This is a genomic window from Pseudomonas sp. AP19, assembly GCF_001728855.1.
Taxonomy (GTDB): Bacteria; Pseudomonadota; Gammaproteobacteria; order Pseudomonadales; family Pseudomonadaceae; genus Aquipseudomonas; species Aquipseudomonas fluorescens.
In genome coordinates, this window is sequence record NZ_LXJP01000037.1 from 39399 (window position 1) to 60863 (window position 21465).

General features: G+C 60.4%; 19 protein-coding genes. 14 read left to right on the forward strand and 5 right to left on the reverse strand.

The features are described 5' to 3' along the window. Positions 1–269: 269 nt before the first annotated feature. The 11 genes from A7D21_RS22870 to A7D21_RS22920 all read left to right on the forward strand — a co-directional run bounded on the left by A7D21_RS22870 (position 270) and on the right by A7D21_RS22920 (position 10013). The gene (locus tag A7D21_RS22870) at positions 270–791 is read left to right on the forward strand and encodes a fimbrial protein (protein WP_169875923.1); all 522 of its coding nucleotides are present in this window, start codon (positions 270–272) and stop codon (positions 789–791) included. Between the two features lie 52 nt (positions 792–843). Next, positions 844–1404, forward strand: a complete 561-nt coding sequence (locus A7D21_RS22875; protein WP_053254599.1) for a fimbrial protein — start codon at positions 844–846, stop codon at positions 1402–1404. Positions 1405–1419: 15 nt separating this feature from the next. Beyond that, positions 1420–4035: an outer membrane usher protein gene (locus tag A7D21_RS22880; RefSeq protein ID WP_155512277.1), complete on the forward strand. Its 2616-nt coding sequence runs from the start codon at positions 1420–1422 to the stop codon at positions 4033–4035. Beyond that, positions 4032–4793 carry a fimbria/pilus periplasmic chaperone gene (locus A7D21_RS22885; RefSeq protein ID WP_053254601.1) on the forward strand — a complete coding sequence of 254 codons (762 nt, stop codon included), beginning with the start codon at positions 4032–4034 and terminating at the stop codon, positions 4791–4793. Before A7D21_RS22880 ends, A7D21_RS22885 begins: the two co-directional genes overlap by 4 nt. Positions 4794–4814: 21 nt before the next feature. Beyond that, positions 4815–5399, forward strand: a complete 585-nt coding sequence (locus A7D21_RS22890; RefSeq protein WP_053254602.1) for a fimbrial protein — start codon at positions 4815–4817, stop codon at positions 5397–5399. A 10-nt stretch (positions 5400–5409) separates the two neighbouring features. Next, entirely contained in the window at positions 5410–5904 is a 495-nt protein-coding gene (locus tag A7D21_RS22895) for a fimbrial protein (protein WP_053254603.1), read from the forward strand. Between the two features lie 29 nt (positions 5905–5933). Then, positions 5934–6413, forward strand: a complete 480-nt coding sequence (locus tag A7D21_RS22900; protein ID WP_053254604.1) for a fimbrial protein — start codon at positions 5934–5936, stop codon at positions 6411–6413. Between the two features lie 11 nt (positions 6414–6424). Further along, positions 6425–6973: a fimbrial protein gene (locus tag A7D21_RS22905; RefSeq protein ID WP_053254605.1), complete on the forward strand. Its 549-nt coding sequence runs from the start codon at positions 6425–6427 to the stop codon at positions 6971–6973. Between the two features lie 127 nt (positions 6974–7100). Beyond that, positions 7101–8069 carry a fimbrial protein gene (locus A7D21_RS34630; protein WP_078827801.1) on the forward strand — a complete coding sequence of 323 codons (969 nt, stop codon included), beginning with the start codon at positions 7101–7103 and terminating at the stop codon, positions 8067–8069. Next, entirely contained in the window at positions 8070–9041 is a 972-nt protein-coding gene (locus A7D21_RS22915; protein ID WP_053254607.1) for a fimbrial protein, read from the forward strand. Further along, a complete protein-coding gene (locus A7D21_RS22920; RefSeq protein WP_069552765.1) occupies positions 9042–10013 on the forward strand; it encodes a fimbrial protein in 972 nt (323 codons plus the stop codon). Positions 10014–10040: 27 nt separating this feature from the next. On the opposite strand, the gene A7D21_RS22925 is transcribed toward A7D21_RS22920, so the two are convergent. Next, positions 10041–13130: a biosynthetic peptidoglycan transglycosylase gene (locus tag A7D21_RS22925; RefSeq protein WP_069552766.1), complete on the reverse strand. Its 3090-nt coding sequence runs from the start codon at positions 13128–13130 to the stop codon at positions 10041–10043. Between the two features lie 423 nt (positions 13131–13553). Between A7D21_RS22925 and A7D21_RS22930 the strand changes: the two genes are divergently transcribed. Then, positions 13554–14966 (forward strand): amino acid permease, encoded by a 1413-nt coding sequence (locus tag A7D21_RS22930; RefSeq protein ID WP_053254610.1) that lies wholly within the window; start codon positions 13554–13556, stop codon positions 14964–14966. A 77-nt stretch (positions 14967–15043) separates the two neighbouring features. Here the strand turns inward: A7D21_RS22930 and A7D21_RS22935 are convergent, their stop codons facing one another. From A7D21_RS22935 to A7D21_RS22950, 4 genes are all read right to left on the reverse strand, one after another. After that, complete coding sequence (locus A7D21_RS22935; protein ID WP_053254611.1) at positions 15044–16168, reverse strand: OpgC family protein; 1125 nt, start codon at positions 16166–16168, stop codon at positions 15044–15046. A 132-nt stretch (positions 16169–16300) separates the two neighbouring features. Next, entirely contained in the window at positions 16301–16597 is a 297-nt protein-coding gene (locus tag A7D21_RS22940) for a cupin domain-containing protein (protein ID WP_053254612.1), read from the reverse strand. Between the two features lie 67 nt (positions 16598–16664). Next, a complete protein-coding gene (locus A7D21_RS22945) occupies positions 16665–18284 on the reverse strand; it encodes an FMN-binding glutamate synthase family protein (protein ID WP_053254613.1) in 1620 nt (539 codons plus the stop codon). Between the two features lie 28 nt (positions 18285–18312). Next, on the reverse strand, positions 18313–19077 hold the full coding sequence (locus tag A7D21_RS22950; protein ID WP_053254614.1) for a LuxR C-terminal-related transcriptional regulator: 765 nt from the start codon (positions 19075–19077) through the stop codon (positions 18313–18315). A gap of 93 nt (positions 19078–19170) precedes the next feature. Between A7D21_RS22950 and A7D21_RS22955 the strand changes: the two genes are divergently transcribed. Further along, positions 19171–19992 carry a carbon-nitrogen hydrolase family protein gene (locus tag A7D21_RS22955; RefSeq protein ID WP_069552767.1) on the forward strand — a complete coding sequence of 274 codons (822 nt, stop codon included), beginning with the start codon at positions 19171–19173 and terminating at the stop codon, positions 19990–19992. A gap of 130 nt (positions 19993–20122) precedes the next feature. Continuing rightward, positions 20123–21448, forward strand: coding sequence for an APC family permease (locus A7D21_RS22960; RefSeq protein ID WP_053254616.1), 1326 nt, complete (start codon positions 20123–20125; stop codon positions 21446–21448). Positions 21449–21465 lie beyond the last annotated feature (17 nt).

The following is a 21465-nucleotide window of genomic DNA, read 5'->3' on the forward strand; positions in this document are numbered from 1 at the left end:
ATTCTCATTAGTCCTGACGTAGTCCGTGTCTTACAGCTGTTTTTAAAGTTTTGGCAAATGGCCATAATTTTCTGATGTGTCTTGGTATTGCAAGGCTACGCGATTCAGGGAAACAGACGGCTTACTCTTTCAAACTTGAAATGCACACTGGCCTGGCTTTGAGCGAACACTGATTTGCAATACAAGTTATTGGAAAGCTGTGCAATTCCTACGCAGGACTGCGGCAGGATTTATTTGATGAGTCATTACTCTTATTTGGATGTTTGCAAATGAAAACTAAGATGAAAACTGCGCTGTTGTCTGTCGGTCTGTTGATGGGTTCGATGTCTGTGGCTAACGCGTCGGATGGCACCATTACCTTCTTGGGGTCGGTCCACTCGGGTGCGTGCTCTATCAAGCCTGAATCCGTAGACCAGACCGTCCGCCTTGGCGCGATCGCCAAGCATCAACTGCAAGCTGGCGGCAAGTCTGAAGCCCGCAGTGTGAAGATTGAGCTGGAAGGCTGCGACCTGACCGGCCTCACCGACAAAACCGTGACCACCTCCTTCACCGCGTCGCCATCCGACGCTGTGCCGGGTGCGATCGGCACCGTCGGTGGGGCTGGCGGCATCGGCATCATGATGACCCATGGCGGCAAAGTCATTGAGCTGGGCACACCTACCACGCCGCAAGCGATTACCACGGGCAACAACACGCTGGAGTTTGGTGCCTATGTGCAAGGCGCCGCTACCGCCGACATCATCCCTGGCGATTTCAGCGCGGTCACCAACTTCACCTTGGCTTATCAGTAAGTTTCCCCCCGCCACCCAAGGGTGGCGGGGGACGCTGACCGGAGATAAATAGGTGAAGACACTCATAACTGTCGCTATTGCCTCTTCATTGATGATGCTCCTCAGCCCTGATGTGGCTGCACGCACGGCGTCGCAGGGCGAAGGGGTCGTCACGCTGGGTGGAGAGATAGTTGACTCCGCCTGTGGGTTGGAGCTGGCCAGCGTCAATCAAACCATCGAAATGCCTCCTGAACCGATAGGCCGACTTTTGCGCAACGCCGTCGGCGCTGTGCAGCCGTTCCAGTTACGCCTGGTCAATTGCTCCCTGACTCGCCCCGACCCGAATCGCCCCGGTGTAAACCTGCCTGATTGGGAACACCTGCGCGTCACGTTTGACGGGCCTCGCGACCGAGGCGGGATGTCCTTTGCGGTCTTTGGCGGTTCGCAGGGGGTGGCCCTGCACATTCAGGATGCGGCCGGTCAGGAGAGCGTTCCCGGTGTACCGATGGCGTTAATGCCCCTGGCCAATGGCGACATGACACTTCATTACACGCTTCGCCTGGTCGGTAATGGACTGCCATTGGTGACGGGTGCCCACGGTGCCGCAGTGCGGTTCAAGTTGGAATACTTTTGAACACGGGTTGCTTTAATGTTAAATACGTTGAAGGTCAAAAATACACTTCGTCCGAGTATCGTTGGCGGGTTGATGTCACTGGCAGGCACAGCAATGGGCGCCGCTGATATCGAGTTTAATACCGATGTTCTTGATCTTGTCGATCGCTCTAATATTGATTTGTCTCGGTTTGCGCGCAGCGGTTTTATCCTGCCCGGCACTTACTCGATGGTGGTACAGATCAATAGCCAGTCTATGGCTGAACATTCAATAGCGTTCTATCACCCTGATGACGACCCGAAAGGCAGTCAAGCCTGTTTGTCAGCGGAACTGGTGGAACAGTTGGGCCTGAAAGAGTCCGGTGCCGCCACACTTAAATGGTGGAAGGGCGGGCAGTGCCTGGACATTCAAAGTTTGCCGGGCATGGAAGTCAGTGGTGACCTGGCGACGTCCACCCTGAACATCAACCTGCCCCAAGCCTACCTTGAGTACAACGCGATCAATTGGGACCCGCCCTCGCGTTGGGATGAAGGCGTGCCGGGGTTGTTGCTGGACTACAACCTGACGGCGCAATCGAATTACCAAAAGAACGAGCGCACCCGCAATAACCTCAGTGGCAATGGCACCGTCGGGGCCAATGCCGGGGCCTGGCGCCTGCGTGCGGATTGGCAGGGGCGTGTGGAAAAAGGCCGTGAAGGGCCGGCGGGTGATCGCCAGATAGAGTGGAGCCGCTACTACGCATATCGCGCCATTCCAGCGCTGAGAGCGCGCTTGCTGGTGGGCGAAAACTACCTGTACTCCGACCTGTTTGACAGCTTTCGCTTTACCGGCGTGGCGCTCAATTCGGATGAAAGCCAACTGCCGCCCAACTTGCGTGGTTATGCCCCGGAAGTGGTCGGGGTGGCCAAGACTAATGCAAAAGTCGTTATCAGCCAGCAGGGGCGTGTACTGCATGAAACCCTGGTGGCGGCAGGCCCGTTTCGCATCCAGGACCTCAACGACGCCGTGACCGGCAAGATCGACGTGCGCGTTGAAGAGCAAGACGGTTCGGTGCACACCTTCCAGATGGACACGGCAGGCGTTCCCTACCTGACGCGCCCCGGGCAGGTTCGCTACAAGGTCGCGACAGGGCGCCCGACCAATCTGCAGTACGGCGCCGAAGGCAACGCGTTCGGCACCGGCGAGTTCTCCTGGGGCATCAGCAACGGCTGGTCGCTGTTTGGCGGCGGCATGACCGACAACAACTACCGCGCGCTCACGGTCGGTGCGGGGCGTGACCTGTTGGCGTTCGGGGCTGTCTCGCTGGACGTTACCCAATCCCATGCCAATGTGTGGAACGAGTCACTGTCGGGTAAATCCTATCGCCTTCAATACTCCAAGAACTTTGAACAGTACGACAGCCAGGTGACCTTTGCCGGTTACCGGTTTTCCGACAAGAACTACTTGAGTATGGCTGAGTACCTGGATGCCCGGCATTACGGTTTGAGCGGCGAACTCGGCGGGCGTGGGCGCTTCAACGAGAACGGTGAGTACAGCGAGGACTGGCGGCCGATCGGCGGCAATAAAGCCCTGTACACGGTGACGGTGAACAAACAGTTTCGTGATATGGGCACCACTGTCTACGCAAGCTACAACAAACAGACGTATTGGGACCGGCCGGACACCCAGCGTTGGAACCTGACAGTGTCCCGCTACTTCAATGTGGGCAGCGTCAAGAACATGAGCTTGTCACTGAATGCCTACCGCACTCAGGAATACAGCTACAAAGATAACGGCTTGGCGCTGACGGTGAGTTTACCGTTGGGGCGCACCGGCACCTTGTCGATGGATGCTAACAGGGCCGCAGGCGAAAACACCTTTTCAACGCGCTACGCCGATCGCTTTGATGAGCGTAATAGCTACCAGCTCAGTGCAAGTGACAAATCCGCCAGTGGTTACCTCAGCCATATCGGTGACCAGGCCGACATCGACGTCAGCGTCAGTACGCAACAGGGGAATGGCCGGACCCTCGGTGCGACGGTTCGCGGCGGTGGCACGCTCACGCCTTACGGTGGCGCACTGCACCGAACCAGCAGCACCGGCGGCACCCGCCTGATGGTCGACACCGCAGGTGTGGCCGATGTGCCGGTGCGCGGTTATGGCACACCTACGCGCAGCAACGCCTTCGGCAAAGCGGTGATCTCCGATATCAGCAGCTACCAGCGCACGGCAGCCAGCGTTGATCTGGAGAAATTGCCGAGCAATGTCGAAGCCACGCAATCGATGACGCAGCTGACGCTCACCGAAGGCGCCATCGGTTATCGCGCGCTGGACGTGGTTGCCGGCGAGAAAGCCATGGCTGAACTGCGGCTGCCCGATGGCACGTCACCGCCGTTTGGCGCGACGGTGCAGAACCTCAAACAACAAGACACCGGCATTGTGAATGACGGCGGCAGCGTCTACCTGAGCGGCATTCAGCCGGGCGGGCAGATGAGTGTCAGTTGGGGCGGCGATGCGCGGTGCATCTTCACGCTGCCCACGGTGTTACCGCCAGATAGCCTGACCCATGCCCTGAAACTGCGCTGCCAAATGGTAGCCGCCACTGATCAAGCCCTGCCCGAGCCTGAAGCACTGACCGGCCAGCGCACCCCTATGGAGAACCCATCCTCATGATGCTCACGACACGCCTTACCTTACCGACCTTCGCGTTGCTGGCGCTCGGCTTGAGCCAGAGTGTCAACGCCGCTGTCGGCCTGGACCGCACCCGAGTGATTTTTGATGGTGGCAAGGATGCAACCAGCGTCAACATCACCAATAACAACACCCAGTTGCCGTACCTGGCCCAGGGTTGGATCGAAGACGAAGACGGTAAAAAAATCAATTCGCCCCTGATCGTACTGCCGCCGGTGCAACGCCTGGAGCCGGGCAAGCAAAGCCAGGTCAAAGTCCAGGCGCTGCCGGCAGCCAAGTCGTTGCCGCAGGATCGAGAGACGGTCTACTACTTCAACCTGCGGGAGATTCCGCCGCGCAGTGACAAGTCCAACACCCTGCAGATTGCCCTGCAAACCCGAATCAAATTGTTCTACCGCCCGCAGGCGATTACGCCAAGCCAGCAAGACCTGTCCACCCCCTGGCAGGAAAAGCTGACGCTGACCCGCGACGGCGATCGTTACCAGGTCAACAACCCGACGCCTTACTACGTGACCCTGGTGGATGCGCGCAGCAGCAAGGACGGCAAAACCGTGGCCGGGTTTGTACCGGTGATGGTTCCGCCCAAAGGCACGCTGGCCCTGGGGCCAACCGCCCGGGAACTTGGCAACACGCCTTACCTGGCCTACGTGAATGATTACGGCGGACGCCCGCTGATGCCCTTCACCTGCACAGGCTCAACGTGCCAGGTGAATGTGCAAGCGTCAGCGTCTACCCAGTAATGCTGGCTGCCGGAGAAAACCATGAATTCGCACAACGTGAAGGTCTTGGGCGGCCTGCTACTGGCCTTTATGGGAAGCGCATACGCCGCCGAGGACGGCGAGGATGTGGAGGGCATGAACGGCATGCTCAACGTGCTCGGGACCCTGCATGAAACCCCTTGCAGCCTGGAGATGACATCACTGCATCAAACCGTTGAGTTGGGCGCCGTCACCACCAGCCAGTTGCAACGGCCGGGTGACCAGGCCACATCCGTGGCGTTTCAGCTGCGTTTCAGCGATTGCAACCGCACCGCCGGCAGCATTCGCAACGAACGCACGGGCAACCTGACCTGGAGTGCTTTTCAGCCTGTGCTGTCGGTCGCGTTCATGGCGCCGGCCGATGCTGATGATCCACGCCTGGTCAAAGTACAAGGCATCACCGGCATGGGCCTGCGCTTGACCGACGACCTGGGGCGCGATGTACAGCTGGGCTCAAGGGGCCAACCGTTATTTTTGACGTTGGGCAAAGACACCCAGACCTGGAATGTCCAGCCCACGCGTACGTCTGCGCCGTTGAGCAGCGGGGCATTCAAGGCCGTGGTGGATTTCAGGCTCAACTATGAGTGAGGGCAGAACTATGGCTAAGCCAACCGGCCCGTGGGCCATGCTTATCGGTGGCGGCCTGCTGTGGGCCGCCGGCCAGGTGGTGCAGGCCGATACCAACCTGACCATCCGCGCGACGATCATCGCGCCGCCACCGTGTGTGATCAACGGCGGCAGCACGCTGGATGTGCCGTTCGGCAATGACCTGCTGACGTCGCGGGTGGATGGGGTGAATTACCGTCGAGAGGTGCCTTACACCGTCGTCTGTGATTCGCCGTTCAGCAACGCGATGAAACTGGAACTCAAGGGCACAGCGGCGGCGTTTGATCCTGACGTGCTCTTGACCCGCAAGGCGGACCTTGGGGTCAAGCTGTTCATCAATGGGGCCGACTGGCCGCTGAATACGGCGGTGAATTTTACCCACCCGAACTTCCCGGTCGTGCAGGCGGTGCCAGTCAAACGTGCGGGCAGCCGCCTGACAGGAGGCGTCTTTGATGCGGCCGCCACCCTTGTGGTCGATTACCAATGAAGACGTTTACCCATAAAGAGAAACGCCCCATGACCTTTTGGCAGCAGCGAGCATTGCTCGCCTTGTGTTCCATCGGCCTGTGCAGCGGTGCGTCGGCCAACCTCACGTTCAGCGGCACGCTGAACGAGCCGCCGCCCTGCACGATTGATGCGGGCAACACCATTGAGGTCGACTTTGGCGACGTCGGGGTCAAGCGCGTCGATGGCGTGAAGTACCGCAAGGGCGTCGGCTACACCATCACCTGTGGCGCCGACACGCTGCCGTGGGAGTTGAAGTTGAGTGTCAACGGCACCGCCACGGCGTTTGACGGCTCGGCGGTGCAGACCAGCGTGCCGGAGCTGGGCATTCGGCTGTTCCAGAACAACCTGCCGTTTGCGCTTAACACGCCACTGGATATCAACCTGTCGTCACCGCCCGTCTTGGAAGCCGTGCCCGTCCAACGGCTGGGTGCCGTGCTGACGCCCGCGCGGTTTACGGCGGTGGCCACGCTGTTGGCCGAATACGAGTAGGAGTCGAGTCTATGCGAGATCAAATGGTTCACAGGGCCTGGCCCGGTGCAGGGCTGGCCGTACTGCTGGTGTTCGGCCTGCTCCCCGAGGCGTATGCCGCTGACAACCTGAGTTTCAAGGGCAACCTGGTGGAAGAAGCCTGCACGATTCGTCCGGGGGACGAGGCGATCAAAATGGAACTCTGGGACGTGACCAGCAAGCACCTCTACATCAACACGCGCTCACAGGGGCGCAGGTTCGAACTGCACCTGGAAGACTGTGACACCACGATCGGCAACACGGTGACCATCTCGTTTGGCGGCACGGAAAGCGCGGCGCTGCCCGGGTTGTTCGCACTGGACGGTGGCAGTGGCGCCACGGGCATCGGCGTTGGCATCGAGACCCTGAGCGACAAGCCGTTGCCCATCAACGCCGTGAGTGACGAGCAGCGCTTGGTGGATGGCAACAATGTGATTGAGCTCAAGGCCTACGTGAAGGGCGAGCCTCAAGCCATCCGGGACCAGACCATCGGGCCTGGAGCGTACACCGTGACCTCGACGTTTACGCTCGACTACCCGTGAAGATGAGCGGTTATTCGGAGGCTGAAAAAACGCCTCCTTCAAACCTCAACTCTCTTCTGCGCAGCCACCTTATGTACGGGAACGTCCCGGGGGCGGCGCCTGCGCAGAAGAGTAACGAGAGATCAAAATGAAACGACTATATACAGCCATTGTGCTTCTCGTTTTTATGGGTATTACACCGGCCGTAAGGGCAGTTGATTGCCGTGTGAATGGTGCAGGGTGGACAACGGTCGGGGGCGGAAATTTAAACCTGCAAGTTCCCGTCAATGTCCGATTGGATACCAGCCAAAACCGGGTTTTCCTCGAAGGGGCGAGGCTTGAATGTCGCTACACGCCAGGCCCTTGGACTCCATCGGTGAGTGAGGACTACTGGGCAACGGGCAATTTAGCGGGCACGCCTTGGACACCGGGCCCCAAGTTCGTCTCGGAAGGCACGGGCTTGCGAGTCAATGGGACGAACATGAACACCCCGGTTCCCACTGGGATCCGGGTAGCCACCATGCCCGATAACGCAATAGGGTATCCGATTGATGTAACCCCTTATATTTTGATGCGTAACAGCCCAGGGAATCCGATCGACGTTCGAATTGGGGACAATCTCGGGCTATTGCGTATGACCCAGACGAATAATGGCGGGACGGGCTCCACACAGCTCTTGGTCACTTACATCGCCAACAACAATTTCACTGTGTCCCCGTCCACCTGCACCATCAACAATAACAACCCGCTCGAGATCAACTTCGGCACCGTGCACCAAAGGGCGATCGGCACCGATCCGTTGACCACCACCATCCGCAGCGATCGCAGGCTCGCGTACTCATGCCCGGACGGCGGGATTACTACGCCGATCACCATCACCTACAAAGGCAGCCCGTCGGCGTTCGACACACGCCTTTTGGTGATGACCAACCCGGACGTGGGCACAGCACTGGTGCGTGGGGGCGCGGCGGTTCAAGTCGGTGGCTCGTTCCGCACCAATATTAACAACAGCACCGGCGGCGACGATGTGACGTTTGCTCTGGTTCGGCGAGCGGGGTCGCTGCCGACCACGGGGGCCGTCACTGGCAGCGGTGTGCTCGTGATGGGAGTGCCATAAATGAAACGATGCTATGTAGCCGTGGTGCTTCTTGGCCTGATAGGTATGACGACGAACGCGCACGCCGCTGATTGCCGTGTGAATGGCGGAGGGTGGCAATCCGTCGGTCACGGCCAAACGATAAATCTGCATGTGCCCGTTACGGTCCGCGTGGGTTCGGACAGAACCCGGCTGCTCCTGGAGGGGGCGTCGCTGCAATGTCGATTCTCTCTCGGTCAGCCAGGCGCTCCTCAATATACCGACTATTGGGGAACCGCGGTGCAAGCCGGAAACCCTTGGGTACCCGGCCCAAAATTCAACAATCAAGGCACCGGCTTACGCATTAACGGGAGCTTCTATAACACCCCGGTTCCGTTTGGTATCCGGCTAGCGAGCATGCCCAACAACGGTGTCGGATACCCCATCGAAGCAACCCCCTATATTTTGTTACGCAACGATCCGAGCAACCCGATCGACATTCGAATAGGGGACGTATTGGGTACGTTAAATCTCCACCAAACCAATAATTACAACCTGACGAATACGCGGCTAATACTGACGTACTCCGCCGCGAATAACTTCGGCCTCACCCCGTCAACGTGCACGATCAACAATAACAACCCGCTCGAGATCAACTTCGGCACCGTGCACCAAAGGGCAATCGGCACCGATCCGTTGACCACCACCATCCGCAGCGACCGCAGGCTCGCGTACTCGTGCCCGGACGGCGGGATTACTACGCCGATCACCATCACCTACAAAGGCAGCCCGTCGGCGTTCGACACGCGCCTTTTGGTGATGACCAACCCGGACGTGGGCACCGCAATGCTGCGCAACGGCGCAGCGGTTCAAGTCGGTGGCGCGTTCCGAACCAACATCACCAACAGCACGGGCGGCGACGATGTGACGTTTACTCTGGTGCGGCGAGCGGGGTCGCTGCCGACCACGGGGGCCGTCACTGGCAGCGGTGTGCTCGTGATGGGAGTGCCATAAATGAAACGATGCTATGTAGCCGTGATGCTTCTTGGCCTGGTAGGTATGACGACGAACGCGCACGCCGCTGATTGCCGTGTGAATGGCGGAGGGTGGCAATACGTCGGTCACGGCCAAACGATAAACCTGCATGTGCCCGTTACGGTCCGCGTGGGTTCGGACAGAACCCGGCTGATCCTGGAGGGGGCGTCGCTGCACTGTCGATTCTCTCTCGGACAGCCAGGCTCCCCTCACTTTACCGACTATTGGGGAACCGCGGTGCAAGCCGGAACCCCTTGGGCACCCGGCCCGAAATTCACCCATCAGGGTACCGGCCTACGCATTAACGGGAGCTTCTATAACACCCCGGTTCCGTTTGATATCCGGCTGGCGAGCATGCCCAACAACGGGGTTGGATACCCCATCGAAGCAACCCCCTATATTTTGTTACGCAACGATCCGAGCAACCCGATCGACATTCGAGTAGGGGACGTATTGGGTACGTTAAATCTGCGCCAGACCAATAATTACAACCTGACGAATACGCGGCTCATACTGACGTACTCTGCCGCGAATAACTTCGGCCTCACCCCGTCAACGTGCACGATCAACAATAACAACCCAATCGAGATCAACTTCGGTACGGTGAACCAAAGGGCAATCGGCACCGATCCGTTGACCACCACCGTCCGCAGCGACCGCAGGCTCACGTACTCCTGCCCGGACGGTGGGATTACCACCCCGATCACCATCACCTACAAAGGCACCCCGTCGTCGTTCGACCCGCGCCTGCTCGTGATGACCAACCCGGACGTGGGCACCGCAATGCTGCGCAACGGCGCAGCGGTTCAAGTCGGTGGCGCGTTCCGAACCAACATCACCAACAGCACGGGCGGCGACGATGTGACGTTTACTCTGGTGCGGCGAGCGGGATCGCTGCCAACCCCAGGTGCCGTCACCGGCACTGGCGTGCTGGTGATGGGCGTGCCATGACACCGACAGCCTGTGCGCGAAAGCGGCCTATCGACACAGGGTTTGGCTGCCCGGCTGCAGGTACGGCAGCAAAATCGGCGCCATGCCCTTGAGTACCTGCACCGGCAGCGCGGAGGTGAATTTGAAGTTTTGCGCTGAGCTGCCCGGTACAAACGCCGTCAGCGTGCCGAAGTGCCGATCACCGATATAGAACACAAAGGTCGCGGTGCGGTTGATCGCTTTGGAACTGATCACCCGCCCACCGGCGCCGATTGCTTCGATGCGGTTGTCCCCGGTGCCGGTTTTGCCGCCCATGGCCAGCGGCGTGCCGTCGGCCAATTTGAAACTGCCCGACACACGCTTGGCCGTGCCTGCATCCACGACTTGCGACAACGCCCCGCGCAACGCGGTGGCAACCTCGGACGGCATCACCCGTTTGCCTGGCTCAGGGTTGTTGACCACGCGGGTTTCATAGGGGGTGTCGGCGGCAAAATGCAGGCTGTCGATGCGCAGCACTTTGCCGCGCACGCCGTCGTTAAGGATGATGCCCATCAGTTCAGCGAGCGCGGCGGGGCGATCGCCAGAGCTGCCAATCGCGGTGGCGAGCGAGGGCACCAGATGGTCGAAGGGGTAGCCCACCGCCTGCCAACGCTGATGAATATCCAGAAAGGCTTCGATCTCCAGCATGGTGCGGATGCGGCTGTCGCGCGCACGTTGATGGCGGCTCTTGAACAGCCAGCTGTACACCTCCTGGCGCTCGAACTGGCTGGCCTTGACCACCTCGGCCAAGGACGCGTCGGCGTGGTTGAGCAGGTAGCCGAGTAACCACAGGTCCAGCGGGTGCACCTTGGCGATGTAGCCCTGGTCGGGCAAATCATAGGTGCCGGGGCCGTAGTCTTTGTAGAGGCGCTGCAAACGCTCGTCGGTGAGTTTTTCGCTGGTTTTGGCGCTCACCAGGTGTGAGCGCACAAAGCGGTTGAAGGTGTCCTGGTTGGCTTCGGGAAACAGGTAGCGGTGGACGGCGGCCAGGCGGATAGCCGTGGGGTGCAGGCCGTCGAGAAAGGTTTCCAGGCGCGCCTGGGTGTCTTTTTTCTGGTACTTCTTCCAGAACTTGAGCAGGAAGGTGGTGCCTTCGCGGTCAGCAAATTTGGCCAGGTACTCCTGGCGACGTGGGTCGTCGTCATCCTTGAGCAACTGCGCGCTGTTATTGGCGCCGGCATAGGTGACGTAACGCTCAAGGTCACGCATCAGGCGAATGAACGGCAGGTTGATCGACTCGCGCAGCGCGTCACGCAGCGACGGGCTGCGGCCGTTGTCTTCATTGCGAAAGTTGTGGAAGTGATGCAGGCCGCCGCCGGTAAAAAAACCTTCGTTGGGGCTGGCCGAATACGTGCGGTCGAGGGCGGCATCGAGCATGTGGGCAAGGGATTTATCCGGCGTCTGAATCAGGTAGTCGACGGCCCAACGGCTGATGCGGTCCTGGTCGGCGATGTCGACTTTTTTCAGTGCGGCCGGCGTTTGCGTGCCATAGCGGTCATGCAGTTCGCTGATGATCTGCAGGTAAGTGGTGAGCACGCGCAATTTGGCGGTGGAGCCCAGTTCCAGTTTGCTGCCTTCATTGATGTCGAAGGGCTGGTCGGTATTGTCGGTTTGCACGCGCACCCGCGAGCCATCCGGCGTCAATTCGAACAGGGTGAAGCTGTAGCGCACTTGCGGCGTGCTGGCGGGCGTGAGCAGGCGCTCGCCGAGCAGGCCCATGCTGCCCGCGAAGACAGGGTCGGCCAGCTGCTTGAGGTAGTCGGTGGCTTGAGTTTGCAACTTGGCTTGCAAGGTGCTGGTGGCCGAAAGGTCCAGGCGGTCGAGGTCGTACAGCGGCCGGTTAAGCAGGGCGGCGACGCGGCTGCGGGCCACGCTGATGCCTTTGTTGGTATCGATGGGTTGGAGCGTCGGCTGTTGCTGCCAGTCACGATACGTGACGTGCGAGGCGAGGGCCGCGTTGAGCAGTGCCGAGTCGATTACCGCGCTCTGCCCCAACAAGCGCAAATGGCTGTCGGTGAGTTGGGCAAGCTCCGCGCGACCATTGGCCAGGTAATGCGAAGGGCGGCGCTGGGCGATCATCAGCGACAACACCTGACGCAGGGCCAGGCCACGTTGCGCCAGGTGGGGCGCATCCGTTTCGCTGCCGCTCAGGGCCTGATTGACCTGCTTGAAGTCGGCGCCGTACCACACGCGCAACCCCTCAGCCAGGCCATGCACTTCACCATGCCCGGGCACGGCGGACAGCGGCACGCTGTTGAGGTAGTCGCGCACGATGTTCTGGCGCGCGACCAACGTGTCCGGCCCGGCCTGATAAGCCCGCACGCCGGCGGAAAACATCTGGCGCAGCTTCTCGCTGCCGGACAAGGTCAGGCCGTCGGGCGAGTGCCGGTATTTTTCCAGCTGGGTCGCCAACGTACTGCCGCCGGCACTCTGGCCGGGCAGGTGCAGTACCCGCGCGGCTTGTGACCAGGCCGCCTTGGCAAAGCGCGGCCAGTCCACCGCCGGGTTGGCCTGCGGCTGTGCCGGGTCGAGCAGGTCGCGGTTCTCGATGAACAACAGGCTGTTGACCACCAACGGCGGGATCGCGGCAAAACTTGAGTACAACTGCTGTGGGTACTCGAACTGGTACAGGGGCAAGGCGCGGCAGTCGGTGAGGGTCAGGCCGGCCTGGATTTTTTCCGGGTAAGGCACGAACAGGCCGTGCTCGGCGTAATTCATCAGCGCGGGGGAAAACTGCACCTGGGACTGGATCACATACCCGCGCTTGAGCAGGCGCGGCAGGAAGGTGTTGAGGTCGCTGTAACCCAGGCGCCGGTCGAATGGGCCCGCGCCCGGATAAACCATGGCCGTGCTGGGGCCGGGCTGCAGTTGATAGGTGAGGTCGTGGGCCAGGCGGCTGAGTTGCTGGGCCTGCAGGCGCGAGGTGCGCATCTCTTTGGCGGCGGCAAACCCCAGGGCAATCAGCGCCATCAACCCGATCAACCCGAACAGGCGCCGTACATAGCGCGGCCTGGGTTTATTTTTGGGTAAAGGCGCTGGGTCCGAACTGCCGTGTAGTTTCGCAGCCTTGCTCGATTCGGTTTGCCACAGTGCGCCCATAGTCGATTGATCCTTAACGCAGATTGATCGGACTTGCCTGAAGCTTAGTCGCTGGGGGCGGGGTGTGAGGGATTTGTGTGTCGGTGGCACGCGCGCGCGTTGTGGTCAGCCGCGTTGGTGTGAAGGGCGGGCCCGCTCGCCGCACAAAGGCATTTTCCAGGGAGGCGCGCCGCGACGTTTTGTCGCCCGTTGCAGGTCATATGCTCCTGTAAAATGCCCTGTTGACCGGCGCATCCCCTAAATTAGATGGTTTTTATAGTGAAAGACCCTGGTCCGAGCTTTTTATACTGCATGCCCCGCTGATCTTGCCTGGCAAGAAGGGCCCGTCCATGAGACGGCCCGGTTTCGACCAGGGCGCAGGCTTACCGGCCAGCCCCTGGAAACTCGACGGACAAACCAATAACAAAATGAGGTTGTACCCTTATGCCAGTCGGCAACCCACTGCCCCATGGCGAGACCGCTCAAGGCGGCCCGCTCAAACGCGAACTCGGTGAACGGCATATTCGCCTGATGGCCCTTGGTGCCTGTATCGGTGTCGGCCTGTTCCTGGGTTCGGCCAAGGCCATTGAAATGGCCGGCCCGGCGATCATGCTGTCCTACATCATCGGCGGCCTGGCCATTCTGGTGATCATGCGTGCGCTCGGCGAAATGGCGGTGCACAACCCCGTCGCCGGTTCGTTCAGCCGCTATGCCCAGGATTACCTCGGCCCGTTGGCGGGCTTCCTCACCGGCTGGAATTACTGGTTCCTGTGGTTGGTCACCTGCGTCGCGGAAATTACCGCCGTCGCCGTGTACATGGGCGTGTGGTTCCCCGACACCCCGCGCTGGATCTGGGCCCTGGCGGCGCTGATCAGCATGGGCACCATCAACCTGATTGCGGTCAAGGCCTTCGGTGAGTTCGAATTCTGGTTCGCGCTGATCAAGATCGTCACGATCATTGCCATGGTCATCGGTGGCGTCGGCATCATCGCGTTCGGCTTCGGCAACGACGGGGTGGCGCTGGGTATCTCCAACCTGTGGGCCCACGGCGGCTTTATGCCCAACGGCGTGCAAGGCGTGTTGATGTCGCTGCAGATGGTGATGTTCGCGTACCTGGGCGTGGAAATGATCGGCCTCACCGCCGGTGAAGCGAAGAACCCGCAGAAGACCATCCCCAGTGCCATCGGCTCGGTGTTCTGGCGCATCCTGCTGTTCTATGTGGGCGCGCTGTTCGTGATTCTGTCGATCTACCCATGGAACGAAATCGGCACCCAGGGCAGCCCGTTCGTGATGACCTTCGAGCGCCTGGGCATCAAGACCGCCGCCGGCATCATCAACTTCGTGGTGATTACCGCCGCGCTGTCGTCGTGCAACGGCGGCATTTTCAGCACCGGGCGCATGCTCTACAGCCTGGCGCAGAACGGCCAGGCCCCGGCCACCTTCGCCACCACCTCAAGCAACGGCGTGCCGCGCAAGGCGCTGCTGCTGTCGATCTTCGTGCTGTTGCTGGGCGTGCTGCTCAACTACATGGTTCCGGAAAAAGTCTTTGTGTGGGTGACCTCCATCGCTACCTTCGGCGCGATCTGGACCTGGCTGATGATCCTGCTGGCCCAGCTCAAATTCCGTAAGAGCCTGAGCCCGGCCGAACAGAAAGCGCTGAAATATCGCATGTGGCTGTACCCGGTCAGTTCGTACCTGGCGCTGGCATTCCTGGTGCTGGTGGTGGGGCTGATGGCGTACTTCCCGGACACGCGGGTTGCGCTGTACGTGGGCCCGGTATTCCTGGTGCTGCTGACGGTGCTGTTCTACGTGTTCAAGTTGCAGCCGAGCAATGCCGGGGTGCGTGCCCAAGCCTGACCGCTGAGCACTCAATCAATAGCCACTTAACAAAAAGCCACTTAACAAAAAGCCCCTTGATCGGGGCTTTTTGTTTTTCAGGCGGTAGCCCCGTGGGGCGCTTGGCTCAGGCGTTTGTTGAACGCCAGCCAGGCCCCCAGCGCTGCCATCAATGCAGCCCCCATCAGCGCGGTGAAAATCTGCACGGCAAAGGCATCGCCAGCCAGGGCGTTGATCATGTCCGCCAACGGTGCCAACAGTACGCCCAGGCAGAATACTTCCAGCGAGTAACGTCCCATCCGGCAGGTCTGCTGTGCCAGCCAGTTTTGCGTCCAGGCGCGCCCCGGCAACAGTTTGGCGGTGACGTAGGCCAGGGCCAGGAAGTGCAGCAGACGCACGGGTGACAGGTCGGTCTTGCTGATCGGATACAGCAGGTCGCTCAAGGCTGACGGCATCAGCGCATCGTGTATGTCGGGCCAGCGCCAGCCGATCGTGATGACGCCGGCGACCAGCACATAGGCCGCCGCCGCTACAAACAATGGCTGACGCAGCAGCGGCCGGTTGTCCTGTGGCCGTGGGCGTTGCGCGTAAATGGCCGCCGCGCCGCCCAGCACGAACAGCAACTGCCAGGTCACGGGGTTGAAGTACCACACACCGTCGGCAATCGCTGCCAGGTTCCAGCCCAGATGCGGCGCCAGCAGGTAGACCGCCAGCGACACCGCGACCACCGCCCAGGTGTGACGCAGCAGCGAGGGCAGCACCAGCGGCAGGCCGGCGAGCAACACGATATACAGCGGCAACGGGTCCATCAGGTTCGGCTTGAAGCGCAGCAGCAATTCATCCACCAACGCTTGCTGCGGGTGCGTCACGAAGTGGGTCAGGCCCATCTCCTCGACCAGGTCGCGGGTTTCTACATGGTTGTTGGCGAAGAACACAATGCCCATCAACATCGCGAGCAGGAAGATGTGCACCACGTACAACACCCACGTGCGCCGCAGGATCTTCAGGCTGGCCATCCAGTAACCTTCGCGCTGCAGGACCTTGCCGTAGGCCAGCACCGAGGCGTAGCCGGCCAGAAACACGAACACTTCAGCAGCGTCGCTGAAGCCGATATTGCGCAGGGTAATCTGGCCGAGAGGATTGTGGGGGACGTGATCCCAGAATATGAAGATCAACGCCAGGCCCCGAAAAAAATCGATGCGCGGGTCGCGTCCGTTCAGCATGGCAGCGGGCTCTTGAACAAATAGTTTAGTAATGACCGGCGCGCGAGCAGGTTATCGCACGCCGCACGTCGGGCGGGCGCAGGTTGGCGGTATTTGTAAGCAATTGCAAAGGCTGGGTATTACTGAATGTCTCTAGACATCAATGACCACCAAGGTGCCGTGGCTACCGGCAAGTACGGCATGCGCGGTGCCGGCTTCCACGAGGTACATCTGGCCGGCACCCACGCATATTTCGTGATGGCCGATGCTCAGGCGCAACTGGCCGCTGACCACCAGCAGCCCTTCGTTGTAAGTGTGGGTTTCTTCTTCGTAGGCCTGTTCATCCATGCGCAGCACTTTGATCCGCGCCGCGCCGACCTGGCCGAGGCGCGTGGATTTCCAGCTGTCAGGCAGTTGCGCGGCGATGGCGGCGAAGTCCAATAACGGCATGATGAATCTCCTTGTTTCAACGATGCCGTCGGTGGTCCGGTTCAGCGCACAGAGGGTTGTTTGCCGATCAGGCAGCCGCGACGTCATTGGCCTCAAAACTGTCCGCCCGCGCCATCTGCCACATGCGCGAATAGAACTCGCCGTTCACTTCACCCGTGAGCAATTCACCGGGCTTGAGGAACACATGCAGCTGCGAGAACAGTTTGATTTCAGTCGCGGACATGCGGCGCACCAAATGCTTGGCCGACAGCTGCGCCGGATGGTCCAGGCCGGCCGCCGCGAGCATTTCCGCCAGGGCCTTGAGGGTGTTGCGGTGGAAGTTGAACACGCGTTGGGCCTTGTCCGGCACTACCAGGGCGCGCTGGCGCAACGGGTCCTGGGTGGCGACGCCGGTCGGGCATTTGTTGGTGTGGCAGCTTTGTGACTGGATACAGCCGATGGCGAACATGAAGCCGCGTGCCGAGTTGGCCCAGTCGGCGCCGATGGCCAGGACGCTGGCGATATCGAACGCACTGACGATCTTGCCGCTGGCGCCGAGTTTGATCTTGTCGCGCAGATTCAGGCCGACCAGGGTGTTGTGCACAAACAGCAGGCCTTCACGCAGCGGCACGCCGATATGGTCGGTGAACTCCACGGGCGCGGCGCCGGTGCCACCTTCCTTGCCGTCGACCACGATAAAGTCCGGGAGAATGCCGGTTTCCAGCATGGCCTTGGCAATCCCCATGAACTCCCACGGGTGGCCCAGGCAGAACTTGAAACCCACCGGCTTGCCGCCGGACAGTTCGCGCAACTGGGCGATGAACTGCATCATTTCAATCGGCGTGGAAAAGGCACTGTGGCGCGACGGCGAGACGCAGTCCTCGCCCATCAGAATGCCGCGGGTGTCGGCGATTTCCTGGGTGACTTTGTGCTTGGGCAGGATCCCGCCATGGCCGGGTTTGGCGCCTTGGCTCATCTTGATTTCGATCATGCGCACTTGCGGGTTTTGCGCTTGTACGGCGAAGCGTTCCGGGTCGAAGCGGCCGTCGCTGGTGCGGCAGCCGAAGTAGCCGCTGCCCAGTTCCCAGGTCAGGTCGCCGCCGTTTTCGCGGTGGTAGGGGCTGATGCTGCCTTCGCCGGTGTCATGGGCGAAGTTGCCGAGCTTGGCGCCCTGGTTCAACGCGCGAATAGCGTTGGCGCTCAGGGACCCGAAGCTCATGGCCGAGATGTTGAACACCGACGCCGAGTACGGCTGCTTGCATTGCGGGCCGCCGACCATCACGCGAAAAGCGCTCGGGTCACTCAGCGGCGCAGGGCGCATGGAGTGGCCGATAAATTCGAAACCCGACTGGTATACGTCGATCAAGGTGCCGAAGGGTTTGTCGGCGGTTTCGTTCTTGGCGCGCGAGTAAACCAGCGAGCGCTGGGCCCGGGAGAAGGGCAGGGCGTCGCTGTCGGACTCCAGCAGGTACTGGCGGATTTCCGGGCGGATGGCTTCTACCAGGTAACGGATATTGCCCAGGATCGGGTAGTTGCGGCGCACCGCATGGGGGCTTTGCAGCAGGTCGAAAATCCCGATCAGGCTGAGAATGCCGGTGACCACGGTGATCGGCCACAGCCAGTCATGTTCGATAAAGGGCAGGCTGGCGAGGGTAAAAATGACGCACACGGCAAAGAAGGCGTAACGGCTTAGTAACGACAGGCTCATACGGGTTTCCTTGGTTCGGACTCATCGGCTAGGCGTTTTGCGCCTGAAGAAAGATCGAGAACAGCTCCGACTGGGATTTGATCCCTAGCTTGCTGTACATGTGTTTCTTATGGACTTTCACGGTTTCAACAGAGATTTCCAGCTTACGGGCGATTTCTTTGCTTGAGCAACCGCTGAGCATCAAGCGGCCCACATCCAGCTCACGGGCGGTCAGTTGCGCGCCCCACTCATCATTCTGCACCGGCGGCTGCGGTGCGCTGACCTGGTTGAGTTCAAAGGGCAGGCGCTGGCGCAGCAGACTCAATACCCAGGGTTGGATCAACGACAGCAAGGCGATTTGCTGCGGGTCAAAACGCTGCTTTGAACCCAGGGACAGGCACAGGGTACGCCCGTCCGGCAGTTGGCAATTGAACTGGATTTCATCGGCCACCACGTTCAGGCGGAAGTAACGCTGGTAATACTCGGTGAGTTCGAAATGCTCCGGCGCCACTTCAGCCAGGCGAAACAGACCGGTGCGCGACTGCTCGCGGCTGGCGATGTAGAAGGGGTCGAGCAGGTACAGGCCGTTCAGGTAATCCTGGAACAGACGGTCCGGCGTGCCATCGGCGCCCGGGCATTCGGCGAACACCAACGGGCGATGCGCGCTGCTGAAGAGCAACACCACCCAGCTGTCGAACGGCACGTAGGCGTCGAGCAACCGCACCAGTTGGGTCCAGAAGTTGGCCTGGTCCAGGGCGTCTATCATTTGCCCCACCGAACGGTGCCAGGCGATGTCTTGCAGCGACATGCTCATTGATCTACCCCTATCGGGTTACCCCTGCCGCGTAATTCCCTGGCGGGGTGTGGCTGCGCATACTGCGGCACAGAGTGAGAACAAGGAATACCCATGAAGGTCGAATTTGCCCAGTTGGCAGGCCGTGATAACGGCACAGCTTACAACCTTGAGCGCGCCTTGGCGGCAATTGCTGCCTGCGCCGCCGATACACAACTGATCGTCTTCCCGGAAACCCACCTGATGGGCTTCCCGTCGGCCGAGACCGTGGCCGACATCGCTGAACCGGTGGCTGGCCCGACCGTGCAGGCCGTTATCCAGGCTGCCCGTGCACGCAATATCAGCGTGGTCGTCGGCATGGCTGAGCGCGACGGCGGCCACTTCTACAACACCACCTTGCTGATCACGCCCGACGGCATTGCCCTGCGTTATCGCAAGAGCCACTTGTGGGCCTCGGATCGCGGCGTGTTCACCCCGGGCGATCGCTACGCCACCTGCTTGTGGAACGGTGTGCGCGTCGGCCTGTTGATCTGCTACGACATCGAGTTCCCGGAAACCGCCCGCGCCCTGGCGCAGTTGGGCGCCGAGTTGCTGATCGTCACCAACGGCAACATGGACCCGTATGGCCCCACGCACCGCACCGCGATCATGGCCCGTGCCCAGGAAAACCAGGCGTTTGCGCTGATGGTCAACCGGGTGGAAGAGGGCGATGGCGGCCTGTTGTTTGCCGGTGGCAGTGCGTTGGTCGACCCGCTTGGCACCTTGCTGTTCGAGGCCGGGCGCGAGGAAGGGCAATTTACCGTCGAGCTGGATCTCGACCAACTGGTGGCGGCTCGCAAGGACTACCGCTACCTGGATGACCAGCGTTTGAAATTGCCGGGTGAGGTGATAACGCGCAGCGATGGGACGCGCGAGTTGTTGATTCCAACAGCCTGATCGCTTTGAGGCGTCAGGTTGCTGTGGCGAGCCCGCTCGCCAAAAACGCTGTTTGCACCTAACAAAAATGACCACTGCGTTACCCACTTCAGTTCTGCCATAAATCTAATAAATCAGCGGAGAATCGCTCATGGCTCGTTTGCAACGCACCCTGTCGTTAGGGTCGGTGGTGCTATTTGGCATTGCCTATATGACGCCGATCATTGTGCTCGGCACCTTCGGTATCCTCGCGCAATCCACCGCCGGCATGGTCCCCGCCGCCTACCTGGCCGCCCTGGTGGCGATGTTCTTTACCGCCATGAGTTACGGGCGTATGGCCCAGGCATTTCCAGTTGCCGGTTCCGCCTACAGTTATGTGCGCAAGGCGATCAGCCCCAAGCTGGGTTTTATCGCCGGTTGGGCGGTGTTGCTCGACTATCTGTTTTTACCCATGGCCATCTGGCTGATCGGCGCGGCCTACCTCAATTCGGCGTTTCCTGCGGTGCCGCAGTGGGTCTGGGTTCTGGCGTTTATCGGCATCACCAGCGCGATCAATATTGTCGGGCTCAAGCTCGCCAACGGCATCAACGCCTTGCTGATGCTGGTGCAATTTTTGGTGTTGATCGCGTTTGTTGCGCTGTGCATCCACTACATCGGCGGCAACCCCAGCCAGCCGCTGTGGACCCTCACGCCGTTCTTCAACGGCCAGATGCAACTGCCGCTGATCATGAGTGGCGCGGCCATTGCCTGCTATTCATTCCTGGGCTTTGACGCGGTCAGTACCCTCACCGAAGAAACCCGCGACCCGCGCCGCACTATCCCACGGGCGATCATGCTGATTACCCTGATCGGCGGGCTGATTTTTGTGGCGGTGTCCTACTTCGTGCAGATCGCTCATCCGTCGTTTGAATTCGCCAATGTGGATTCGGCCGCGTATGAAATTGCGCGCAATATCGGCGGTGACGTGTTTGTGTCGATCTTCCTGATTGGTCTGATCGTCGGCCAGTTCGCCTCGGGGCTGTCGGCCCAGGCCAGTGGCTCGCGCTTGTTGTACGCCATGGGGCGCGACGGCGTGTTGCCCAAGTCGTTCTTTGGCACCTTGCATGCGCGCTTCGGCACGCCGGTCAACAGCATTCTATTGTGTGCGGTGGTGGCATTGCTGGCGTTGAAGCTGGATGTAACCACGTCCACTTCGTTCATCAACTTTGGCGCATTCCTGGCGTTCAGCCTGGTGAACCTGTCGGTGATTTTTCACTACTGGATCGGCGCGAAAACCCGCGGTGTGCGTGAGTTGATCCTGTTCCTGCTGTTCCCGGCCATCGGCCTTGTGGCGGATGTGTGGCTGATGGTCAGCCTCGATCACCTGGCGATTTACCTGGGCGCGGTGTGGTTGGCGATCGGCCTGGTTTACCTGGGGGTTCTCACCCGTGGCTTCTCGCAACAGCCGCCGGAAATGGACTTCCAGGAAACTGTATAGAAGTGCGCGGTCTATTC